This window comes from Mangrovicella endophytica (genome assembly GCF_002893625.1).
Taxonomy (GTDB): domain Bacteria; phylum Pseudomonadota; class Alphaproteobacteria; order Rhizobiales; family Rhizobiaceae; genus Mangrovicella; species Mangrovicella endophytica.
In genome coordinates this window covers 592,804-612,947 of the sequence record NZ_PKMZ01000002.1, presented here as the reverse complement: position 1 = coordinate 612,947, position 20,144 = coordinate 592,804, and the positions used below count along the sequence as shown (strand labels likewise).

General features: G+C 67.3%; 17 protein-coding genes. 8 read left to right on the top strand and 9 right to left on the bottom strand.

Going from position 1 to position 20,144, the window contains the following annotated elements:
• Positions 1-16 precede the first annotated feature (16 nt).
• Both alaS and recA read right to left on the bottom strand, forming a co-directional pair.
• Positions 17-2,671, bottom strand: a complete 2,655-nt coding sequence (alaS, locus tag C0R46_RS08460) for an alanine--tRNA ligase (RefSeq protein ID WP_102959141.1) — start codon at positions 2,669-2,671, stop codon at positions 17-19.
• A gap of 246 nt (positions 2,672-2,917) precedes the next feature.
• A complete protein-coding gene (recA, locus tag C0R46_RS08455) occupies positions 2,918-3,991 on the bottom strand; it encodes a recombinase RecA (protein WP_102959140.1) in 1,074 nt (357 codons plus the stop codon).
• A 159-nt stretch (positions 3,992-4,150) separates the two neighbouring features.
• Here recA and C0R46_RS08450 point away from each other — a divergent pair, with 159 nt between their 5' ends.
• Both C0R46_RS08450 and C0R46_RS08445 read left to right on the top strand, forming a co-directional pair.
• Positions 4,151-5,134: a carbohydrate kinase family protein gene (locus tag C0R46_RS08450; protein ID WP_102959139.1), complete on the top strand. Its 984-nt coding sequence runs from the start codon at positions 4,151-4,153 to the stop codon at positions 5,132-5,134.
• A gap of 11 nt (positions 5,135-5,145) precedes the next feature.
• Positions 5,146-6,072, top strand: a complete 927-nt coding sequence (locus tag C0R46_RS08445) for a pseudouridine-5'-phosphate glycosidase (RefSeq protein ID WP_102959138.1) — start codon at positions 5,146-5,148, stop codon at positions 6,070-6,072.
• A gap of 97 nt (positions 6,073-6,169) precedes the next feature.
• Here the strand turns inward: C0R46_RS08445 and cckA are convergent, their stop codons facing one another.
• A complete protein-coding gene (gene cckA / locus C0R46_RS08440) occupies positions 6,170-8,701 on the bottom strand; it encodes a cell cycle histidine kinase CckA (RefSeq protein WP_102959273.1) in 2,532 nt (843 codons plus the stop codon).
• Between the two features lie 260 nt (positions 8,702-8,961).
• Here cckA and C0R46_RS08435 point away from each other — a divergent pair, with 260 nt between their 5' ends.
• Positions 8,962-10,680 (top strand): flagellar biosynthetic protein FliO, encoded by a 1,719-nt coding sequence (locus C0R46_RS08435; RefSeq protein WP_102959137.1) that lies wholly within the window; start codon positions 8,962-8,964, stop codon positions 10,678-10,680.
• 450 nt (positions 10,681-11,130) lie between these two features.
• Here the strand turns inward: C0R46_RS08435 and dksA are convergent, their stop codons facing one another.
• Positions 11,131-11,547, bottom strand: a complete 417-nt coding sequence (dksA, locus tag C0R46_RS08430) for an RNA polymerase-binding protein DksA (protein ID WP_102959136.1) — start codon at positions 11,545-11,547, stop codon at positions 11,131-11,133.
• 282 nt (positions 11,548-11,829) lie between these two features.
• Between dksA and C0R46_RS08425 the strand changes: the two genes are divergently transcribed.
• The 4 genes from C0R46_RS08425 (at position 11,830) to C0R46_RS08410 (ending at position 15,634) form a co-directional block, all read left to right on the top strand.
• On the top strand, positions 11,830-12,354 hold the full coding sequence (locus C0R46_RS08425) for a SixA phosphatase family protein (protein ID WP_102959135.1): 525 nt from the start codon (positions 11,830-11,832) through the stop codon (positions 12,352-12,354).
• A gap of 97 nt (positions 12,355-12,451) precedes the next feature.
• Positions 12,452-13,900, top strand: coding sequence for a YcjX family GTP-binding protein (locus C0R46_RS08420; protein ID WP_102959134.1), 1,449 nt, complete (start codon positions 12,452-12,454; stop codon positions 13,898-13,900).
• Positions 13,897-15,036 (top strand): YcjF family protein, encoded by a 1,140-nt coding sequence (locus C0R46_RS08415; protein WP_102959133.1) that lies wholly within the window; start codon positions 13,897-13,899, stop codon positions 15,034-15,036. The genes C0R46_RS08420 and C0R46_RS08415 overlap by 4 nt, the downstream gene beginning before the upstream one ends.
• 61 nt (positions 15,037-15,097) lie before the next feature.
• Positions 15,098-15,634 (top strand): hypothetical protein, encoded by a 537-nt coding sequence (locus tag C0R46_RS08410; RefSeq protein ID WP_102959132.1) that lies wholly within the window; start codon positions 15,098-15,100, stop codon positions 15,632-15,634.
• A gap of 32 nt (positions 15,635-15,666) precedes the next feature.
• Here C0R46_RS08410 and folK read toward each other — a convergent pair whose 3' ends face one another.
• Both folK and folP read right to left on the bottom strand, forming a co-directional pair.
• Positions 15,667-16,176, bottom strand: a complete 510-nt coding sequence (gene folK / locus C0R46_RS08405) for a 2-amino-4-hydroxy-6-hydroxymethyldihydropteridine diphosphokinase (RefSeq protein WP_102959131.1) — start codon at positions 16,174-16,176, stop codon at positions 15,667-15,669.
• On the bottom strand, positions 16,173-17,027 hold the full coding sequence (folP, locus tag C0R46_RS08400) for a dihydropteroate synthase (protein WP_102959130.1): 855 nt from the start codon (positions 17,025-17,027) through the stop codon (positions 16,173-16,175). The genes folK and folP overlap by 4 nt, the downstream gene beginning before the upstream one ends.
• Before the next feature lie 177 nt (positions 17,028-17,204).
• On the opposite strand from folP, the gene C0R46_RS08395 reads away from it, so the two are divergent.
• On the top strand, positions 17,205-17,855 hold the full coding sequence (locus C0R46_RS08395; protein WP_157944589.1) for a DUF922 domain-containing protein: 651 nt from the start codon (positions 17,205-17,207) through the stop codon (positions 17,853-17,855).
• A gap of 47 nt (positions 17,856-17,902) precedes the next feature.
• Here the strand turns inward: C0R46_RS08395 and C0R46_RS08390 are convergent, their stop codons facing one another.
• From C0R46_RS08390 to C0R46_RS08380, 3 genes are all read right to left on the bottom strand, one after another.
• The gene (locus C0R46_RS08390; protein ID WP_102959128.1) at positions 17,903-18,925 is read right to left on the bottom strand and encodes an NAD(P)/FAD-dependent oxidoreductase; all 1,023 of its coding nucleotides are present in this window, start codon (positions 18,923-18,925) and stop codon (positions 17,903-17,905) included.
• A gap of 162 nt (positions 18,926-19,087) precedes the next feature.
• Positions 19,088-19,408, bottom strand: a complete 321-nt coding sequence (locus C0R46_RS08385) for a 2Fe-2S iron-sulfur cluster-binding protein (RefSeq protein ID WP_102959127.1) — start codon at positions 19,406-19,408, stop codon at positions 19,088-19,090.
• A 219-nt stretch (positions 19,409-19,627) separates the two neighbouring features.
• The gene (locus C0R46_RS08380; protein ID WP_102959126.1) at positions 19,628-19,990 is read right to left on the bottom strand and encodes an Hpt domain-containing protein; all 363 of its coding nucleotides are present in this window, start codon (positions 19,988-19,990) and stop codon (positions 19,628-19,630) included.
• Positions 19,991-20,144: the final 154 nt, after the last annotated feature.

Below are 20,144 nucleotides of genomic sequence, written 5' to 3'. Positions count from 1 at the left end.
GCCGCCCGCCCTTCGATCAGGCGAGCGCCTTCTCCACCGTCGCGATCGCCTCCGCCGCCTTGTCGCCATCGGGCCCGCCCGCCTGCGCCATGTCGGGACGTCCGCCACCGCCCTTGCCGCCGATGGCGCCGCTTGCCGCACGCACGAGCTGCACGGCATCGAAACGGCCGGTCAGGTCCTTGCTGACGGCCACGACTACGCTCGCCTTGCCCTCGGCAACACCGGCATAAGCCACGACGCCCGAGGACAGGCCGGCCATCGCCTCGTCGACCATGCCCTTCAGGTCCTTGCCCGGCACACCGTCGAGCACGCGGCCGAGGAAGCTCACGCCGTTCACGGTCTTCGCCCCGGCGTCGCCACCGCCTGCCGGCCCTGCCAGAGCCAGCTTGCGGCGGGCATCGGCAAGCTCACGCTCGAGCCGCCGGCGCTCCTCGACGATGGCGTCCAGCCGGTCCGCCACCTCGGCCGGCCCGACCTTCAGCGCCGCCGCCATACGGCGCACCCGCGCTTCCTGTTCGAGGAAGTAGGCGCGCGCCGCGTCGCCAGTCAGCGCCTCGATGCGCCGCACGCCAGCGCCGACCGCGCTCTCGCTCAGCACATGGACAAGGCCGATATCGCCGGTGGCGCGCACATGGGTGCCACCGCACAGTTCCACGGAATAGGAGCGGCCGGCCTTCTCGCCCTCCTCCGCCATGCCCATCGAGACGACTCGGACCTCGTCGCCATACTTTTCGCCAAACAGCGCCATGGCGCCGGACGCGATCGCGTCATCGACGGCCATCAGGCGCGTCTCGACGGCGGCATTCTGCCGAATGATGCCGTTCGCCAGCCGCTCGACTTCGGCGAGCTCGCCCGCCTCGATTGGCTTGGGGTGGGAGAAGTCGAAGCGCAGACGCTCCGGCGACACCATCGAGCCCTTCTGGGCGACATGGCTTCCGAGGACCTCGCGCAAGCCCTCATGGAGAAGATGGGTCGCCGAGTGGTTGGCGCGGATGCGGCTGCGCCGTGTATGGTCGACGCTCAGCTCCAGTGCAGCACCCTTGCGCAGCGTGCCCTCGGCCACGCGGCCCTTGTGGATGAACAACCCGTCGGCCGCCTTCTGCGTGTCGGTGATCGTCACCACCACGCCGTCGCCCCGCATCGTGCCAGTATCGCCGAGCTGCCCGCCGGATTCGGCGTAGAACGGCGTCTGGTTGAGGACCAGCGCCACCTCCTCGCCCGTCTGAGCTGTATCGACCTCGACGCCGTCCCTGACGATGGCCAGGACGGCGCCCTCCGCCTGCTCGGTGTCGTAGCCGAGGAACTCCGTCGCGCCGGCCCGCTCACGGATGCCGAACCAGATCGTGTCAGACGCGGCCTCACCGGAGCCGGCCCAGCTTGCGCGCGCCTCCGCCTTCTGGCGCTCCATCGCGGCATTGAAGCCTTGCGTGTCCACCTCGATGCCGCGCTGGCGCAGGGCGTCCTGCGTCAGGTCCAGAGGGAAGCCGTAGGTGTCATAAAGCTTGAAGGCCGTCTCACCCGAAAGCTTGGCACCGGCATCCATGCCCTCGGTGGCATCGGCGAGGAGCGAGAGGCCGCGATCCAGCGTCTGCAGGAACCGCTTCTCCTCCAGCTTCAGCGTCTCGGAGATCAGCGCCTCGGCACGTGCCAGCTCAGGATAGGCGCGGCCCATCTCGCCAACCAGGGTCGGCAGCAGGCGGTAGAGGATCGGCTCGCGCGCACCGAGAAGGCGCGCATGGCGCATGGCGCGCCGCATGATGCGCCGGAGCACATAGCCGCGGCCCTCATTGGAGGGCAGAACGCCGTCGGCAATCAGGAAGGCGGTTGCGCGCAGATGGTCGGCAATGACGCGGTGGCTCGCGCGGCGCTCGCCGACGGCATCAACGCCGATCAGCTCCTCGGAGGCGCGGATCAGCGTGCGGAAAAGATCGATGTCGTAATTGTCGTGGACGCCCTGCAGCACGGCAGCAACGCGCTCGAGGCCCATGCCGGTGTCGATCGAAGGTCGCGGCAGCGGAACCCGGTTGCCCGGCTCGATCTGCTCGAACTGCATGAAGACGAGGTTCCAGATCTCGATGAAGCGGTCGCCATCTTCCTCGGGGCTGCCCGGAGGGCCGCCATAGATGCCCTCACCGTGATCATAGAAGATCTCGGAACACGGGCCGCAGGGGCCGGTATCGCCCATCTGCCAGAAGTTGTCGGAGGTGGCGATGCGGATGATGCGGTCGTCGGACAGGCCGGCGATGCGCTTCCAGAGCGAGGCCGCATCGTCGTCATCATGGTAGACGGTGACGAGCAGCTTCTCCTGCGGCAGCCTGAACTCCTTGGTCAGGAGGTTCCAGGCCAGCTCGATCGCGTGCTCCTTAAAATAGTCGCCGAAGGAGAAGTTGCCGAGCATCTCGAAGAAGGTGTGATGCCGGGCGGTGTAGCCGACATTGTCGAGATCGTTGTGCTTGCCGCCGGCGCGCACGCACTTCTGCGACGTCGCGGCGCGCGAATAGGGACGGCTCTCAAGACCCGTGAAGACGTTCTTGAACTGGACCATGCCGGCATTGGTGAACATCAATGTGGGGTCGTTGCGCGGCACCAGAGGCGATGAGGCAACGGCCTCGTGGCCGTTCTTGGCGAAGAACTGCAGAAACGCCGACCGGATGTCGTTCACGCCACTCATGAAGCAACCTTTTGGACCGCTTTGGAAAACAGGCCGTGCGCGAGGTGCCGAAAGGTCCGCTGCGCTGGCGAGCCGCTTTTAGCGGGGCGTCCGGACCCTGTCCATCTTGCGGCCGTCAACCCGCGCCGAAACAAGCCATGTCCGAAAAGCCGAAGGGCGGCACGCTTCCACGCACCGCCCTCCGCGACATTCCGAACTGAAGCGTTTGGTGCCCGTCAGTGCACCAGCCACTCTCATTCGATCCGGTCAGTCCTCGCCGTCAGCGCCGTCATCGCCGGTGTCGAGCAGTTGCTCAGCCAGCAGACCCGCATTCTGCCGGATCGCCAGCTCGATCTCGTTGGCGACATCGGGATTGTCGCGCATGAACTGCTTGGCGTTCTCGCGGCCCTGGCCGAGCCGCTGGCTGTTATAGGAGAACCAGGCACCCGACTTCTCGACGATGCCGCTCTTGACCCCGAGGTCGATGAGCTCACCGCTCTTCGAGACACCCTCGCCATACATGATGTCGAACTCGACCTGCTTGAACGGCGGGGCGAGTTTGTTCTTCACCACCTTCACGCGGGTCTGGTTGCCGGTAACCTCCTCGCGCTCCTTGATGGAGCCGATGCGGCGGATGTCGAGACGGACCGAGGCGTAGAACTTCAGCGCGTTGCCGCCGGTCGTCGTCTCGGGCGAGCCGAACATGACGCCGATCTTCATACGGATCTGGTTGATGAAGATGACCATGCACTTGGAGCGCGAGATCGAGCCGGTAAGCTTGCGCAGCGCCTGGCTCATCAGGCGCGCCTGCATGCCGGGCAGCGAGTCGCCCATCTCGCCCTCGATCTCGGCACGCGGCGTCAGCGCCGCGACGGAGTCGACGACGAGGATGTCGATCGCGCCGGAGCGCACCAGCGTGTCGGTGATCTCCAGCGCCTGCTCGCCGGTATCCGGCTGCGAGATCAGGAGGTTCTCGAGATCCACACCGAGCTTGCGGGCATAGATGGGATCCAGCGCGTGCTCGGCGTCGACGAAGGCGCAGATGCCGCCCTTCTTCTGAGCCTCGGCGATGGTGTGGAGAGCCAGCGTGGTCTTACCCGAGCTCTCGGGTCCGTAGACCTCGATGATACGTCCCTTCGGCAGACCGCCGATCCCGAGGGCGATATCAAGCCCCAGCGAGCCGGTGGAGACGGTCTCCACCTCGACGATCTTGTCATTCTGGCCGAGACGCATGATCGAGCCCTTGCCGAAGGCCCGCTCGATCTGCGAAAGCGCCGCGTCGAGGGCTTTAGTCTTGTCCAATCCGTTATCCTCAACCAGACGAAGCGAATTCTGTGCCATGGGCTGGGACCTTATTCCACGCGTTGGGAATGGGCGCAATCACGCCGGGGATTTCTATGTACCTCTTTTGTTCTCGTCCTGCAAGTCATGATAGCGTTTTGTTCTAGCTTCGCTGGCCGATTCGATGCATTCGCCGCCGCGTCGAAGGGTTAACGCGGGATGAACGAGCAGAGCGAAAGCCAGTTCGAGATCGTGGTGGTCGGCGGTGCGCATCGCGACACCATCTGCCGCACCTCCGCGCCGGCCACGCCAGGCGCGTCGAACCCCGGCACAAGCTCTCAGCGGATCGGCGGCGGCGGCTTCAATGCAGCCCTCTCGATGAGCGCTCTCGGCGGAATAGTGCACGTCGTCGGCGCGCGCGGCGGTGATACGGCCGGCAACGAGGTCGCCGTTGCCATCGCGCGGGCGGGCATGATCGACGCGGGGGTCGTCTGGCTGGACCGCCGGACGCCGAGTTACACGGCCGTCCTGGACTGCGACGGCGAACTCATCGTCGGCGTTGCCGATATGGGCCTCTATGATCTCCTCACGGCACGCGCCCTGTCCCGGAAGCATTTTCGGGATCTGGCGGCAAAAGCCGACGCCCTGCTCGTCGATGCCAATCTGCCGGAGAGCGGCCTGCGCCACCTCGCCGCCCTGGCCGATGGACGGCCGATCGCCGCCATCGGTGTTTCACCGGCGAAGGCGCCTCGGCTGGGCGGCATCCTGCCGTTCCTGTCCGTCGCTTTCCTATCGAAGGCCGAAGCCTCGGCACTGCTCGATTCGCTGGAGACAGAGGCCCATGGTCGCGACGGAGCATTGACCGATGTCGGCGCGCTGGCGGGCGGGCTTGCCGCGGTCGGCTTGAAGGCGGCCGTCATCACAGATGGTCCGCACGACGCCGCGATCCTCGACGGCGGCGGGGTCTACCGGCAGTCGCCGCCAGCAGTTTCACCCGTGGACGTCACCGGCGCTGGCGATACGCTGGCCGGCGTCGCATTCCACGCCATCCTTTCGGGCGAGTCGCTCCTGTCGGCAGTGCAGCGCGGCCAGGCCGCAGCGGCACTGCGGATCACCGCGCCCGCCTCGTTTCCGCCCCACGACTTCGAGACGCAGATCGCAGCGCTCGTCGGCCAAATGCCGCAGCCGCGGCGCATCACATAAGGTCCCGCACCATGGCCGAACCCGCCTTCCGCCCCTCCGCCGCCGTCGCGGCCGCGCTTGCCGCCGGGCGCCCGATCGTCGCGCTCGAATCGACCATCATCACGCATGGCATGCCCTGGCCGGACAATCTGCGTATGGCGCAGCGTGTCGAGGCGATCATCACCGAGGCGAGCGCGGTGCCGGCGACGATCGCCGTTCTAGACGGCACGCTGCGCATCGGCCTCGACCCTGCCGATCTTGAAAGCCTGGCGCGAAGCAGCGGCGCGATGAAGCTTTCGCGCGCCGACCTCGCCTTCGCGATTGCGACCGGCCGGACCGGTTCGACCACGGTCGCCGCGACAATGCTGGCGGCCGCAGCCGCGGGCATTGGCGTCTTCGCGACGGGCGGCATTGGCGGCGTCCACCGCGGCGCCGAGACGAGCTTCGACATCTCGGCCGATCTGGAGGAGTTGGCGCGCACGGCCGTGATCGTCGTCTGCGCCGGCGCCAAGGCGATTCTGGATCTGAGCAAGACGCTGGAAGTCCTGGAGACCAAAGGTGTTCCGGTCGTCGGGCACGGCACGGCCGAGTTCCCCGCCTTCTGGTCGCGCTCCTCCGGACTGACGGCGCCGCTGCGGCTCGACAGCGCCGGCGAGATCGCCGCCTTCCAGGCCGCGCGCGAAGCGCTGGGCATTCCCGGCGGCATGCTGATCGCCAATCCCATTCCAGCCGAAGCCGAGATCGGACGCGAGACGATCGACGGCTGGATCGCCTCGGCTCTGAGGGCAGCCGAAGAAGACGGCATCACCGGCAAGGCGGTCACGCCCTATCTCCTGTCGAAGATGTTCGAGCTCAGCGGCGGCCGCTCGCTCGTCGCCAACATCGCGCTGGTGGAATCGAACGCCAGGCTGGCGGCGGAGATCGCGGTGGCGTTGAAGGCCGCGCAACGGGTCTCCTGACCAAGCCTCGACTGCGCCGGGGCGGCCTGGGACGACGCGGCCGCCGCCTCGACCATGAGGCCGCGGCCGCGACGTTGCAGCGGCCCGACCTTAGAGCCTACTCGTCCAGCATGTCCTTCACCGACACGGCAAGGTCACGCAGCGAGAAGGGCTTAGCGAGGAAGCCGAACTTCTCGCCCTCCGGCAGGTTCTTGGCAAAAGCCTCCTCGGCATAGCCGGAAACGAAGATGAACTTCAGGTCCGGCCGCGTCTTGCGCATTTCGCGCAGGAGCGTCGGCCCGTCCATCTCAGGCATCACGACGTCCGAGACGACAAGGTCGATCTTGCCCTCGAGTTCCTCCATCACCTCCAGCGCCTCGACGCCGGACGAGGCCTCGTGCACCTCGTAGCCGCGCATCTTGAGCGCACGGACATTGCCGGCGCGCACGTGATCCTCGTCCTCGACGAGAAGGATCGAGGCGGTGCCGGAGAGATCCGTCTTGGCGCTCGCAGTCGGTGATCCGGTCTCGACGCGGGGCGCGGCGCTCTCCACCGGCACATGGCGCGGCAGGAAGATGCGGAAGGTCGTGCCGCTGCCGGGCTTCGATTCCACGAAGATGTAGCCGCCGGACTGTTTGACGATGCCATAGACCATGGAGAGGCCGAGCCCGGTGCCCTTGCCGATCTCCTTGGTGGTGAAGAAGGGCTCGAAGATCCGCTCCACGACGTCGGCCGGCATGCCGGACCCCGTGTCGGCGACCTCGACCAGCACGTAGTCGCCCTCGGTCAGCTCGGCATAGCCGAAGCTGACGGCTTCCGCCGCCGGGACGTTGCGGGTCGAGATGGTGATCGTGCCGCCATCGGTCATGGCGTCGCGCGCATTCTGCACGAGATTGGTGATCACCTGCTCGAACTGGCCGATATCGGCCATCACCGGCCATAGATCGCGGCTGTGGTGGCGCTCCAGCTTGGCGAGATCGCCCGAGATCCGCTTCAGCAGAAGATGCATGTCGGCGATGACGTCGGTCAGGTTCAGCATCTTCGGCCGCATGGTCTGGCGGCGCGAATAGGCCAGCAGCTGGCGGACCAGCGAGGCGGCCCGGTTGGCACTCTGCTTGATCAGCAGAAGGTCCTGGAAGGACGGATCGCCGGTGCGGTGGTTGAGCAGCAGGAAGTCGACCGACGCGGTGATGATGGTCAAGACGTTGTTGAAGTCGTGCGCGATGCCGCCGGCGAGATTGCCGATCGCCTGCATGCGCTGGCTCTTGGCAAACTGCTCTTCAAGGGCGCGCTGGTCAGTGATGTCGACGCCGTAGAGGATCACCGCCTCCTCCGAGCTGTCGGAGACGTCGCCGATGCCGTTGACATACAGGCGCAGCGTGCGCTGCGGCTCGCCGGCCGTCTCGGCATCGACGGCCGGGATGTTCGGCTGGCGGCGGAGCGCGGCTTCCAGTGCGTGGCGCAGCGCCTCGCGGCTGTCCTCACGCAGGCACTCCGACAGGGGCTGCGTACCGGCCGCCGCGGCGGGCCCAAGCAGCCGCGCGAAGGCGGCGTTGGCTCGGGTCGCACGCCCCTGCCCGTCGATGGCGGCGATCGCCATCGGGGAGGAATTGAAGAAACGTGTGAAGCGCACCTCGGCGGCATCCACCGGCCCGGTGCCGTCGCTGTCGACGCTGCGATGGAGGACGAGCGTGCGGCTGAGCCCGGCGGTGCCGTCGCGACCGCGTTCGCCGTTGCGCAGGAGGCGGACGGGCAGGATCTGCCCGGCGCTGGTGACAAGGTCGATGTCGAGCACCGGCTGGTCGGCAGCGGCCTCGGCGCTCGCTGCGGCCTTCAAGAGCGCCCGCGAACCGTCCGCCACGAAGTCGAGGACGGAGCGCTCGTATGGCTTGAAGGAGACGAGGTCGATGCCGAGCCAGTTGGCGAGCGTGGCATTGAGATACGCGATCTGCAGGGACTCGTCCGCGGCGAAGAAGCCCGCGGGCGAGTGGTCGAGGTAGTCGATCGCATGCTGCAGTTCGCGAAAGGAGCTTTCCTGCTCCTGCCGTTCGCTGCTGATGTCGGCGATCTGCCAGGCCTGCAGATGCGCGTTGGCGTTGCGCAACGGCCGCACCGAGATCCGGTACCAATGCGGCGTACCCCGGCCGGCCAGGCCGCGGGCAAGGCGAAACTCCTCCTGTCCCGCCTGGTTTTCACGCGCGAGATTGGCGAGCTTGTAGATGGCTTCGGACGCCTCGGCATCGCGGCCGAGCAGGCGCTCCAGCGTCTTCACGTCGTCGGCGCCGCCGGCCCCGGTGATCTCGCCATAGGCCCGGTTGGCGTAGATGATACGCCCCTTGCGATCGACAACGAGCGTCCCGGTCGCCATGGAATCGACGATGTCGCCGGTCACGGACTTGTCCGATGAGCGTACGCTCAGCTGGACGACCCCAAGCGCGAACGCGAAGATCGACGCGATGCCGATGACCGCGAGTGCGGCGAAGATCGTCAAAAGTGCTGCCAGCCCGTAGGCATGGCCGAACAGCGCCAGAAGCGCCGCGAGAAGGATCAACGATCCTCCCAGCATCAGCAGCCGGCGGACTCCGGCCGCATTCGCGCTCCGGTCGATGAAGGGCTTGTCGGGCGTCGCCACGCTCGCTCCGTCCGTCATGATTCGCATTACTCCGCCAGCGGCCGCGATTGTGAATTAAAAGCCATGCAATGGCGAGAGGCGGCCCTGTAGCTGCCGATCAGGGCGTCGGAGCGGCCGATTGCCGAAATTGCCTGGCGTAGCTTCGTGCGACATGATTAAGCGGATATGAGGGGCGAGGCTGGCGCCGCCCTTGCCGCCGGGCGTTTGCGCCATCTTTTGGTGCTTACCGCATTCATGGTGCGGTCGGCGCGCTGGAACATCATCGACAGGAGCACAGAATGCCGCAATGGCTGGTCGATCTGGTGGGGGAAAGCCTCGCGCCGATCGTATGGGTCGCGATCGCAGCGGTGATCGTGATCGCCCTGGCGATGCTGATGATCACGCTCGCCCGCAAGGCCTTTGGCGGCTCCATAGGTATGCGCGCCAAAGGCCGAGCGCCTCGGCTGGCTGTCATGGACGTCGCCGGCGTCGATCAGAAGCGCAAGCTGGTGCTGGTCCGGCGCGACGAGGTCGAGCACCTCATCCTGATCGGCGGCGGCAATGATCTCGTGGTCGAATCCGGCATCCTGCGGGTTCCGGCGGCTGCACGTCCCCGCCATGAGGCGGGCATCGCGGAGCTCGGCGCCGAGGATTTTGAGAACAACGCCATCCTCGACCGCATCATGGCCTCACAGCAGCAGGAGCGACCGGTCGCCGCCCCGCCCCGCACGGCGCCGAGTGTCGCGCCGGCGGTCGCACCCGGTGTCGCGTTCGTGGCTCCAGCCATCGAAGTGCCCGTCGTGCAGGCCAAGCCGTCGCAAGCGGTCCAGCAGCCGGTGCAGACTGAAGCAAACTCTGAGCTGACGACGCGGGCTGAGGATCGCGCCGTACCGCCGGCGGCACCGGTGCCCGCCGCGGCTCCGGCACCGGTCGCGGTCGCAGCGCCGGCTGTTTCACCCGCGCCCGCTCCGATTCCGGCCGTTGCACCGCCGGTCGCACCCGTTGCCGATCGCTCCTTCCAACCGCGCCAGGCGGCGCCGGTTGTGTCGCCGGCACAGGATGGACCGATCGCCGCCGTACCGCCGGCAGCGGCGGCCCCGCGCCGCGAAGCCGTTCCGCCGCAGCGGCCGGCGGCGCCCTCGATCGACCCGGCCGACATCGTGCGCAGCGCCATGGCCGGCGAGCGTCGAGCACCGTCCGTGGCAACAGCCGGCGAGCCGCAGCGTCGGACGCCGCCGATGCCGTCCGGGCGAAGCACTGTCCCGCCCGTCGCGCCGCCGGCCGGTCCACCGCGTTCCATGGCAACGCCGACGCTTCCCGCGCGGCCCCAGGCTGATACGCCCGTTGCACCGTCGGCGCCCGCGAGCGCAGGGCCGACGACCGTGCGCCGTGACCCGCCGGCCGTCGCGATGCCCGTCTTCCCGACGATGCGCACCGCGCCAAGCGAGGCATCGCCGCCGCCCGCTACGGCTGCCGCCGCGGCCCCCGGCTCACCCTTGGCGCCTGAGCAGCCGGCACCGGCTGTTGGAATCAGGCCTTTCGTGCCGCAGGCGGCGCCGGCGATCCCGGTCGACCGCGATGCCGAGGGGCGTCAGCCGCTCTCGGTCCGCAGCTTCGCCAGCACCATCCAGAACCGCCGCTCCACCTTCGAACCCGCAGCACCAGCCGAGGATCCGCGCGCCTCTGTCGCAGCGCCTGCCGTTGCTGCGGCTGTACCTGTAGCGGCCATCCCCGTTGCGGCGCAGCCGGCCTTGCAGCCGCAGTTGCAGTCGGCACCGAACGAGGCCAGCGCCGAGCCGAGCCTCGAGGACATCCTCTCTGCTGAGCTCGACGCCGATAGCAACATTCGGGCAGCCGAGAATAGTGACTTGGACGAAGCTCCGTCGCCAGCCGCCGGCGATCTCGGCTTTGCCCCGTCATCGCCCTTGCCGGAGGCAAAGCCGCCTGTGGCGATGAGTTTGGAGCAGGAGATGGAGCAGTTCCTCAGCGAGTTCAGCCGCCGGCCGCCGGAGCGCTGATCGTCGCGGCGCTTGGCGCGACTGCCTGCGCGGGAGGAAGGCAACGCCGGTGCCGGCGCCGGCACCTCCGATTTCGGAAGTGCTAGCAGCATCAAGAGATTCGCCGCTCGGGCGGACTCAGGTTCTCAGACCCGAATGCCGGAGGCAGGCGATAGCCAATATCTGCGGCATCGTCTCGATGCGACCGTGGGTCAAACTTGGAAGATGCCGTTCGCTCAATCACTTGAGACGGCCGGCGGATTCGACTTGGCAAGCAGGCCAGCTCACGACGTGGTCGCCGCGCAAGCTCCACGTGCCGGAAAAGCCTTTCGAGGCGGCGGCTGATTGGCCGCTCAGGCATATCGAGGCCGGCCGGGCCCGCTGCCCGCCGCCGGGACGAATACGGCAATCCAGACGAAAAAGGGCCGCCGAAGCGACCCTCTACAATTCTGGCTGAGACAGGCCGACGGCCTATTCGTCGCGATAAACCTTCTCGCGCCGCTCGTGACGCTCCTGCGCCTCCAGCGAGAGCGTGGCGATCGGCCGAGCGTCGAGACGCTTCAGGCTGATCGGCTCACCCGTTTCCTCGCAATAACCGTAGGAGCCGTCCTGGATACGCTCCAGTGCCGAGTCGATCTTGGAGATCAGCTTGCGCTGGCGATCGCGCGCCCGCAGTTCGATCGCCCGATCCGTTTCGGACGAGGCCCTGTCGGCGAGGTCGGCGAGGTTGGAATTGTCGTTGGCGAGGGCATCGAGCGTTTCGCGCGACTCCCGCAGTATTTCCGCCTTCCATGCCAGAAGCTTGCGGCGGAAATAGTCCCGCTGCCGATCGTTCATGAAAGGGCCATCGTCGGGAAGGGGGGCATCGATATGCAGAGTTTCACTCATCACGCATCTCCATCGCCGATGGGGCGAGCTTATACCGGCGGTTCGAAACGGGAACAAGCGGATTCAAGATTGTTATAAGCTCTTGATCCTCGTCCCTAACACGCTGACTTCGCTCGTTAATTTTTTGCATTGCACCATCGGGATGCAGTTTGCGCTGATCCCGTACAATGTTCCGCCTGACTCATAGGCATGTAAGGTTGCGCCAGCCATGCGCCGGCTTCGCCTCGCTGCTCCACCTTCAGCGGCATTGCCCGACGTCACCTTTGCGCCTACCCCTTGGCGATGGACCCGACCTCCTCCTGCCGCCTTCTCGTGCTTCGGCACGCCCATGCCGCGTGGCCGTCACCGGGCGCGCGCGACTTCGACCGGGCGCTCGATGATCGTGGCCGCGCCGACGCCGTGCAGCTCTCGGACACTCTTGGCGTGCATCAGTTGACGGCCGACCGGGTGCTCTGCTCGAGCGCCCGGCGGACGCGCGAGACGCTGGACGGCATCCGAGCCGCGCTGCCAGCCGATATGCCGATCGAGTTCTGCGAGGCGCTCTATGCCGGCGGTCCCGATGTCTACCTCGCGCAGGCACGGGCACAGCAGGGCGCCGCCTCCCTCATGGTGATCGGGCACAACCCCGCCGTCGAAGAATTGGCCCTCACCCTCGTGGGGGGCGGCGATCCATCGCTCTGCGCGCGGCTGCGCGGCGGCTTCCCCACATGCGCCCTTGCCGTCATCAGCTTTCATGGATGTCTCGCCGACATTGCGCACGGCAAAGGCACGCTGACGCACTTCCTCGTGCCGGATGCCTCCGCATAGGACGTCTCTTACGGCGGGCGCTGTGCGAACCTATATCGTCCCGCAACTGCCTCGGCGGCTCTGACCGCCCCCTATCCTGCTCTGACGCCTGGGTACCATGACTTCGATCGCCGACGAGGCCCTGCTCGCCCTTGGCACCTTCACCGACCGCACCGCCGGCCTCTTCCAGCCGACGATGAGGCTCGGGGTTACCGGTCTCGCCCGGGCCGGCAAGACGGTCTTCATCACCGCGCTTGTCCACAATCTCCTGCATGGCGGCCGGCTGCCGCTGTTCGAGGCGCAGGCGAGCGGGCGCATCGCAGGCAGCCGGCTGGAGGAGCAGCCGGACGACGCGGTGCCGCGGTTCCAGTACGAGGATCACATCCGCACCATCCTGGAGGAACGCGCCTGGCCGCAGTCGACGCGGGCGATCTCGGAGCTGCGGCTGACCGTGGAGTTCCAGTCCGCCTCCGGCTGGTCACGGCTGTTTTCCGCCGGGCGTCTGTCGATCGACATCGTCGACTATCCTGGCGAGTGGCTGCTGGACTTGCCGCTTCTGGAGAAAGATTTCGCGACCTTCTCCACCGAGGCGCTGGAGCGCGCCCGACGCCCCGGCCGTGATGCCCTCGCCGCGGGCTACCTCTCGGCACTGGCTGCGATCGATATCGCGGCTCCGCTGCAGGAGACTGCGGCACAAGCGCTGGCGGCTGCGTTCACGGCCTATCTCAATGCTTGCCGCAGGGATCGTACGGCCCTGTCGACGCTGCCGCCTGGCCGTTTCCTGATGCCGGGCGATCTGGAGGGCTCGCCCGCCCTCACCTTTGCCCCGCTGCCGGTCGAGCCGAACCGGAGCTATCCGAAGGGTTCGCTCGCCGCCGTCTTCCAGCGGCGCTACGAGGCGTACAAGAGCGTCGTCGTCAAACCCTTCTTCCGCGATCACTTCGCCCGCCTCGACCGCCAGATCATCCTGGTGGACGCGCTTCAAGCTCTGAACGCCGGCCCCGAAGCTGTGCGCGATCTCGAAAATGCGCTGGCCGACATCCTCACGGCCTTCCGGCCCGGCCGCGCCAGCTGGCTCGCCTCGTTCCTGACGCGGCGCATCGACCGCATCCTCATCGCCGCGACCAAGGCGGACCATCTCCACCGCGAAAGCCACCGCCGGCTGGAGGCGATCGTGCGGCGCCTGATGGATGACGCCATCAGGCGGGCCGACTTTTCCGGCGCGAAGACGGAGGTGATCGCGCTCGCGGCGATCCGCGCGACGCGCGAGGCCAGCGTCGAGGATCGCGGCGATACCCTGCCCGTCATCGTCGGGACGCCCATGCAGGGCGAGACGATCGGCGCCGACCGCTTCGACGGGCGGACCGAAACAGCCATCTTCCCGGGCGACCTTCCGGCTGATCCGGCAAAACTATTCGCGGACGGGACGGCACGTCTCGACCCGATCAGCTTCGTACGGTTCCAGCCGCCGCGGCTGGAGCGTACGGCAGAGGGACTGACGCTCTCCCTGCCGCATATCCGGCTGGACCGGGCGCTGCAGTTCCTTCTCGGAGACAGGCTGGCATGAGCGACGAGCCGCCCTTCCCGCCCAGCAGCCGGCGCCCGGGCGCTTATCGGCTCGGCACGGGCAAGCCTGAAGCCGCGGCGCCTATGGCAGAGCCACGCCAGCCCCGCGCCATCGAGGATGTCGCGGCGCTGGAACTCGATCCCGAGGATGCCATCGACCAGGCCGATCTCGTCGCGCTCGACCCGGCCGCCGATCCGGTCGTCGTGACGCGCCGCCGCGGCTTTTCCTTCGGCAAGCTGTTCGTCGGAGCGCTCGGCGCCCTCATCTCGCTGGCCATCGGCCTTGCCGTTGATGCGCTCACCCGCGACCTCTTCGCGCGGGCAGAGTGGCTCGGCTGGGTTGCCGTCGCGCTGGCCGTGCTGCTGGCGCTCGCCGCCATCGGCATCGTCACCCGCGAGACCATGGCCTTGATGCGCCTGGCCGCCGTTGATCGCGAGCGCCGCGAAGGGCTCGCCGCCTATGAGGCCGACTCGCTGGATGGCGCGCGGCGCACGGTGACGGGCCTTGCCGCCCTTCTGGCCACGCGGCCGGAGACGGCGGAGGCGCGCGCGCGCGTCGCGGGCCTCGAGAAGGAGGTGATCGACGGCCGCGACATGATCGCCATTGCCGAGGCTGAGCTCCTGGCTCCGCTGGACATCAAGGCGCGGGCGCTGGTGCTCGCTTCCTCCAAGCGAGTGTCGGTGGTCACGGCCGCCAGTCCGAAGGCGCTCGTCGATATCGCCTATGTCCTCTTCGAGACCGTCCGGCTGATCCGGCTGATGTCGGAGCTCTACGGCGCCCGGCCCGGCACGATCGGGCTCCTGCGCCTCGTGCGCAACGTCGTGGCGCATCTTGCCGTCACCGGCTCCATCGCCCTGGGAGACGGGCTGGTGCAGCAGGTGGTCGGCCACGGCCTCGCAGCGAAGCTGTCGGCGCGGCTTGGCGAGGGCGTCGTCAACGGTCTTCTGACCGCGCGGATCGGCCTGTCGGCCATGGATCTCTGCCGCCCGCTGCCCTTCCTGCGCCTGCGCCGTCCGAGCGTCGGCGACTTCATCGGTGATCTTTCGACTGTCGCCGGACTGCGCCGTCCCGGCACGCGCAGCCCCGCCGAAGTTGAGGCGGAGCGACGTCGCAGCGCCGCGGAAAGGGCGCGTTAACCGATCCGAGCGATAAAGAAGGCGTTGATTTCGCCAGCCCTTCGCCCCGGAAAGGTTCGTCATGATCCGAGTGCTGTCAGCCGGTATAGGCTTTGCTCTTGCGGCGGGCTGCGCCGTTGCGACCCCCGCCGCCGCCGAATCCGACGAGGCTTTCTTCCGCTCCGTCTCCGGCCACTGGACAGGCCCCGGCGAGATCGTCGCGGGCAAGTACAAGGGCACCAAGTTCGTCTGCGACTTCGACGGCTCCAGCCATCAGACGAAGACTGGCATGGCGCTCGACGGCTCCTGCCGCGTCGGCCTCTTTTCCCAGAAGATGCGGGCCGAGGTGGTACGCAGCGGCTCCAGCTATACCGGTGCGTTCCAGGACGGCGCCAAGGGCAAGGGCCTCGACATCGTTTCCGGTGCCGTCGACCGCAACCGCATGGTGGTCGGGCTCGACCGTAAGCAGCTGAAGGGTGCTATGGTCGCCCGCCTCGACGACAACAACGCCATGAACATCACCGTCTCGGTGCGCGTGGCCGGCGACCTCGTTCCGGTCATCGGCATGAACCTGAAGCGCAGCCAGGGCCTCGTCCGTCAGACCGCGCTGTCCGAGTAGTCCAAAGCTCGCTTTCGAGCCGGGGCGGCCGGTCAGCCGGCCGTCCGCCACCAGCTTCCATCCGCACTGACGGGCTGGATGGTGCTGGCGTCAACGCGTTCCAGCCATTCCGACACCGTCGCGCCTTCGATCGGAAGATCCGGCGCGATCTCCGCCAGCGGCACCAGTACGAAGGCGCGCTCGGCGATCCTGGGATGCGGCAGCGTAAGACGATCGCTTGTCCAGATCTCGCCGGCATAGTCGAGGAGGTCGATGTCGACCGTACGCGGGCCCCATCGCAGGCGCCGCTCGCGCTTCAGCGTCAACTCCAGCGACAGGCAAAGATCGAGCAGCGCCAGTGCCGAGAGGTCCGTGTCGACCGCGGCGCAGGCGTTGATGAAGTCCGGCTGGTCCGTCACGCCCCAGGGCGGCGTCCGGTAGAGACGCGACACCGCCGCAACCTCCGCATCCATCCGCGCGTCGATCGCCTGCAGGGCCGTCGCCATCGATGCGGCGGGATCACCCAGATTGCCGCCGAGCCCGAGATAGGCGCGCCTCGTCACGGCGCGGGGCTGCGCATGGCCGCCATCATCGCGTCGGCGATCGCGAGAGCGTCCCGGTTGGCGGACACGTTGTGGACGCGGAAGATGTCGGCGCCGCGCTCGCGCATCAGCACGCTGGTCGCGGCCGTCGCGATATCGGGTTCCGGATCCTCGCGACCGATCGCGCCCCGCACGAAGCGCTTGCGCGAGGTTCCAACCAGCATCGGATAGCCAAAACTCTGCAGCTCGCCCAGGCGCGCAAGCAGCGCCAGGTTCTCGCGCCCGTTCTTCTCGAAGCCGAAGCCCGGATCGAGCACGATGGCCTCGTCGGGAACGCCGGCCTCGCGGGCGATTGTCAGCGAGCGTTCGAGAAACAGGTGCTGATCCTCGATGACATCAGCGACTTTCTCCCGCTCGCGGCCGGTGTGCATCAGCACGAGCCCGGCCCCGGTCTCGGCGGCGACCCGTGCGATGGCGGTATCCTTCTGCGCGCCGAACACGTCGTTGACGATGTGGGCGCCGGCTGCCACGCCAAGCCGCGCCGTCTCCGAGCGGTAGGTGTCGACGGAGATCAGGCAGTCGGACGCAGCCGCCAGCGCCTCGATGACCGGCAGGATGCGCCGCTGCTCCTCCGCTGGCTCGATCGGCGTTGCGCCGGGCCGGGTCGATTCGCCGCCGACGTCGATGATCTGAGCACCCTCGCCCACCATAGCGATCGCCGCCACGACAGCCGCGTCGACGTTGCGGTAGCGTCCGCCGTCGGAAAAACTGTCCGGCGTGATGTTCAGGATGCCCATGATCGTGGCGTTGGAGCCGAGTTCCAGCACCCGGCCATGCGCCACTCTCCACCGTCCGCCGCGCGGCTCGATCATCGGCAATCTCCCGTTTGTGCCGGCTTAGGCATTCGCCTCTTTCAGCGCAACCGAGCCTTTGTGCGCAGGCGGGATCGACGCCGTCGGCGAATCCCATTTTCGTTAAACGACATACGGGTACGGATTATTAGCGCGGCTTGCGCTAGGTTCACCGTCTCAGCAGCTCCGGAGACCGGCATGCAGAAACGTCGTTGCGCCGCCTTTGCCGCCCTGACGCTCCTGATCGCCGGACCGGCCGGTGCGGCGAGCGTCAACGAGCAGGTGAAGTACTTCACCATACGCGGCTCAACGCCGGAGGAACTCGACCGCGACCTCAGCCGCAGCGGACCATTGGTGGCGGAGACCGGCCTGCATCATCCCGGCACGACTCAGGTGACCTTCTCCGGCCGCGTCACCTACCGCACCGTCCCGGCAGGCTGCGCCGTCGATACGGCCGCGTTGAAGCTCGACTTGACCGTCACGTTGCCGCGCTGGCGCCCCTCTCGCAAACCGTCGAAGCGAATGGCGCTGATCTGGAAGACGCTGGAGAACGACATCCGCCGGCACGAGGCGGAGCACGGCGCCATCGCGCGGCTGTGGCTGAAGAAGATGGAGAGCGCCATCCGCAACCTCAGCGCCGAGCGCGACTGTGAGACGATGCAAGAGACCGTCGGGGCGGTCACCGCCCGCTACATCGCCGATCACGATCAGGCGCAGATCCGCTTCGATGCCGTGGAGGCGCGCGAGATCAACGACCGCCTGCGCCGCGCCTTCGAAGCCGCGCTCGCACAAAGCGAGGCGGCCGGCGCGGCCGCCAAGGAAACGCCCGCGTCAGGCCGCCGCAAGTAGGGGCTTCAGCTGCGCGGCGCAGCCGAGCATAGATCGGCGCCCTACCCTCAGGCGACGCCGAGCTTGCGCTGCAGATTGGTCGAGGACGTCGTGTATTGGAACACGACGCGGTCCTCGGGATGGGCGATCTTCTTGGCGGCCTGCGTCATCAGAGCCGCCTCGTGGAAGCCGGAGAGGATCAGCTTCAGCTTGCCCGGATACCAATTGATGTCGCCGATGGCGAAGATGCCGGGCTCGGACGTTTCGAACTTGGCGGTGTCGACCGGGATCAGGTTCTCGTGGAGGTTCAGCCCCCAGTCAGCGATCGGCCCGAGCTTCATGGTCAGGCCGAAGAAGGGGAGCATGCGCGTCGCCGCGACTTCCACATCGCCCTTGTCGCCCTTGATCAGAGCGCCCTGCATCTGCCCGTCGCGACCGACGATGCCGGTGACCTGGCCGATCTGGAAGTTGATCTTCCCCTCTTCGCGCAGCTTCATCATCTTCGAGACGCTGTCGGGGGCGGCGCGGAACTGGTCGCGGCGGTGGACCAGCGTGAGGCTCCTGGCGATCGGCTGGAGGTTCAGCGTCCAGTCGAGCGCCGAGTCACCCCCGCCGACGATCAGGATGTCCTGGTCGCGGAACTCGTCCATCCGGCGCACCGAATAGAAGACGCTCTTTCCCTCGAACTCCTCGATGCCGGGCACTGGCGGACGCTTGGGCTGGAACGATCCACCGCCGGCAGCGATCACCACGACCTTGCACTCGAACTCCTCGTTCTCGTCCGTCGTCACGACGAAGCTGCCGTCCGCCTGGCGCGTCAGCTGCGTCACCATGCGGTTGTAGTGGAAGGTCGGGTGGAACGGCTCGATCTGCTCCAAGAGCTTGTCCGTCAGCTCCTGTCCGGAAATGATCGGCCAGGCCGGAATGTCGTAGATCGGCTTCTCGGGATAGAGCTCGGCGCATTGCCCGCCCGGGCGATCGAGAATGTCGATGAGGTGGCATTTGAGATCGTAGAGGCCGAGCTCGAAGACCGCGAACAGACCGACCGGGCCGGCTCCGACGATGACCACATCGGTCTTGATGCGTTCCATTCTCTTGTCTCCACTCTACAACGCCGGCGCCAAGCCGGCGGGGCGAACCATGCGCCAGAGGCATCCCCCGTCAGCGGTCTTAGTTCGAGCCAAGCCGATCCAAATCTCGCAGGTGCCGGAGTTTAGGTTTGCGTGAGGCCGCTGCTTCGAAGAACGGCCCCGTCAGCTCTGCCGCTCGGGCACAGTCATGACGAGCCCGTCGAGCTCGTCCCGGATCTTGATCTGGCAGGACAGGCGGGAGTTCGGGCGGACGTCATAGGCGAAGTCCAGCATGTCCTCCTCCATCGGCTCCGGCTCGCCGACGATCTCCTTCCACTCCTCCCCGACATAGACGTGGCAGGTCGCGCAGGCACAGGCGCCGCCGCATTCGGCGTCGATACCGGGAACGGCGTTGCGCACGGCGTTTTCCATAGCCGTGGAACCGTTCTGCGCATCGATGTCGTAGCGGGTCCCGTCGAAGGCGACGAAGGTGATCTGGGTCATCGCGGAAAAGACTTCGGCTGGGGAAGCTCGCCGGCGGAAGGTGCCGGCGCCCCGGTTATGGACATAGCCGGGGCGAAGTCAACCGGATCAGGGCAGCAAGCGGGTCCGCCAGTCTCACCAATACACAAAGCTGGGCGGCAGCGGCTTCAGGCGCCCGCGACGTCGGATGCAGCCGGCACAGTCATGTGCGCCGTGCCCGAAGCCTTCTATGTGAGGGTCCTAAAGGTTCTCGATGAAGCGGCGCGTGCGGTCGATCTCGCCGATCAGCGCCAGCAGAGCGGCTGCATCGTCCGGCATGCTCTCCACGTCGTCGGCGGCGTCGGCCAGCGGAAAGGCGCCGACACTCAGGGCCGCACCGCGCAGCTTGTGGGCGATCTGGCGCCTCTCATCGGGGTTGACGAGAGCGAGCCGCGGCGCGGCCGCGGCGATCTGGCGCGAGAGGATTGCAAGAACGTCGCGCTCCAGCGTCCGGTCGCCATAGCTTTGACGGGCCAGATGCACGAGATCCACTGGCCGGGCCCGGGACGGCCCGGCCTCGGCCGCTGCGTCCGGATAATCGCTCTCAACTGCCGCAACCGCCATGCAACACCGCCTCAGATCGTTTCTGGCCTCTCTGTCCGTCCGAGTTGTGGACACAGTAAGACCAATCCACTTCGATCATGGCGAAGCTTGGTGTAGGATTGGTTGAGGCGTCGCACAGGATTGCGTCGACCGGCATCGGCGTTAACGAGTCTGC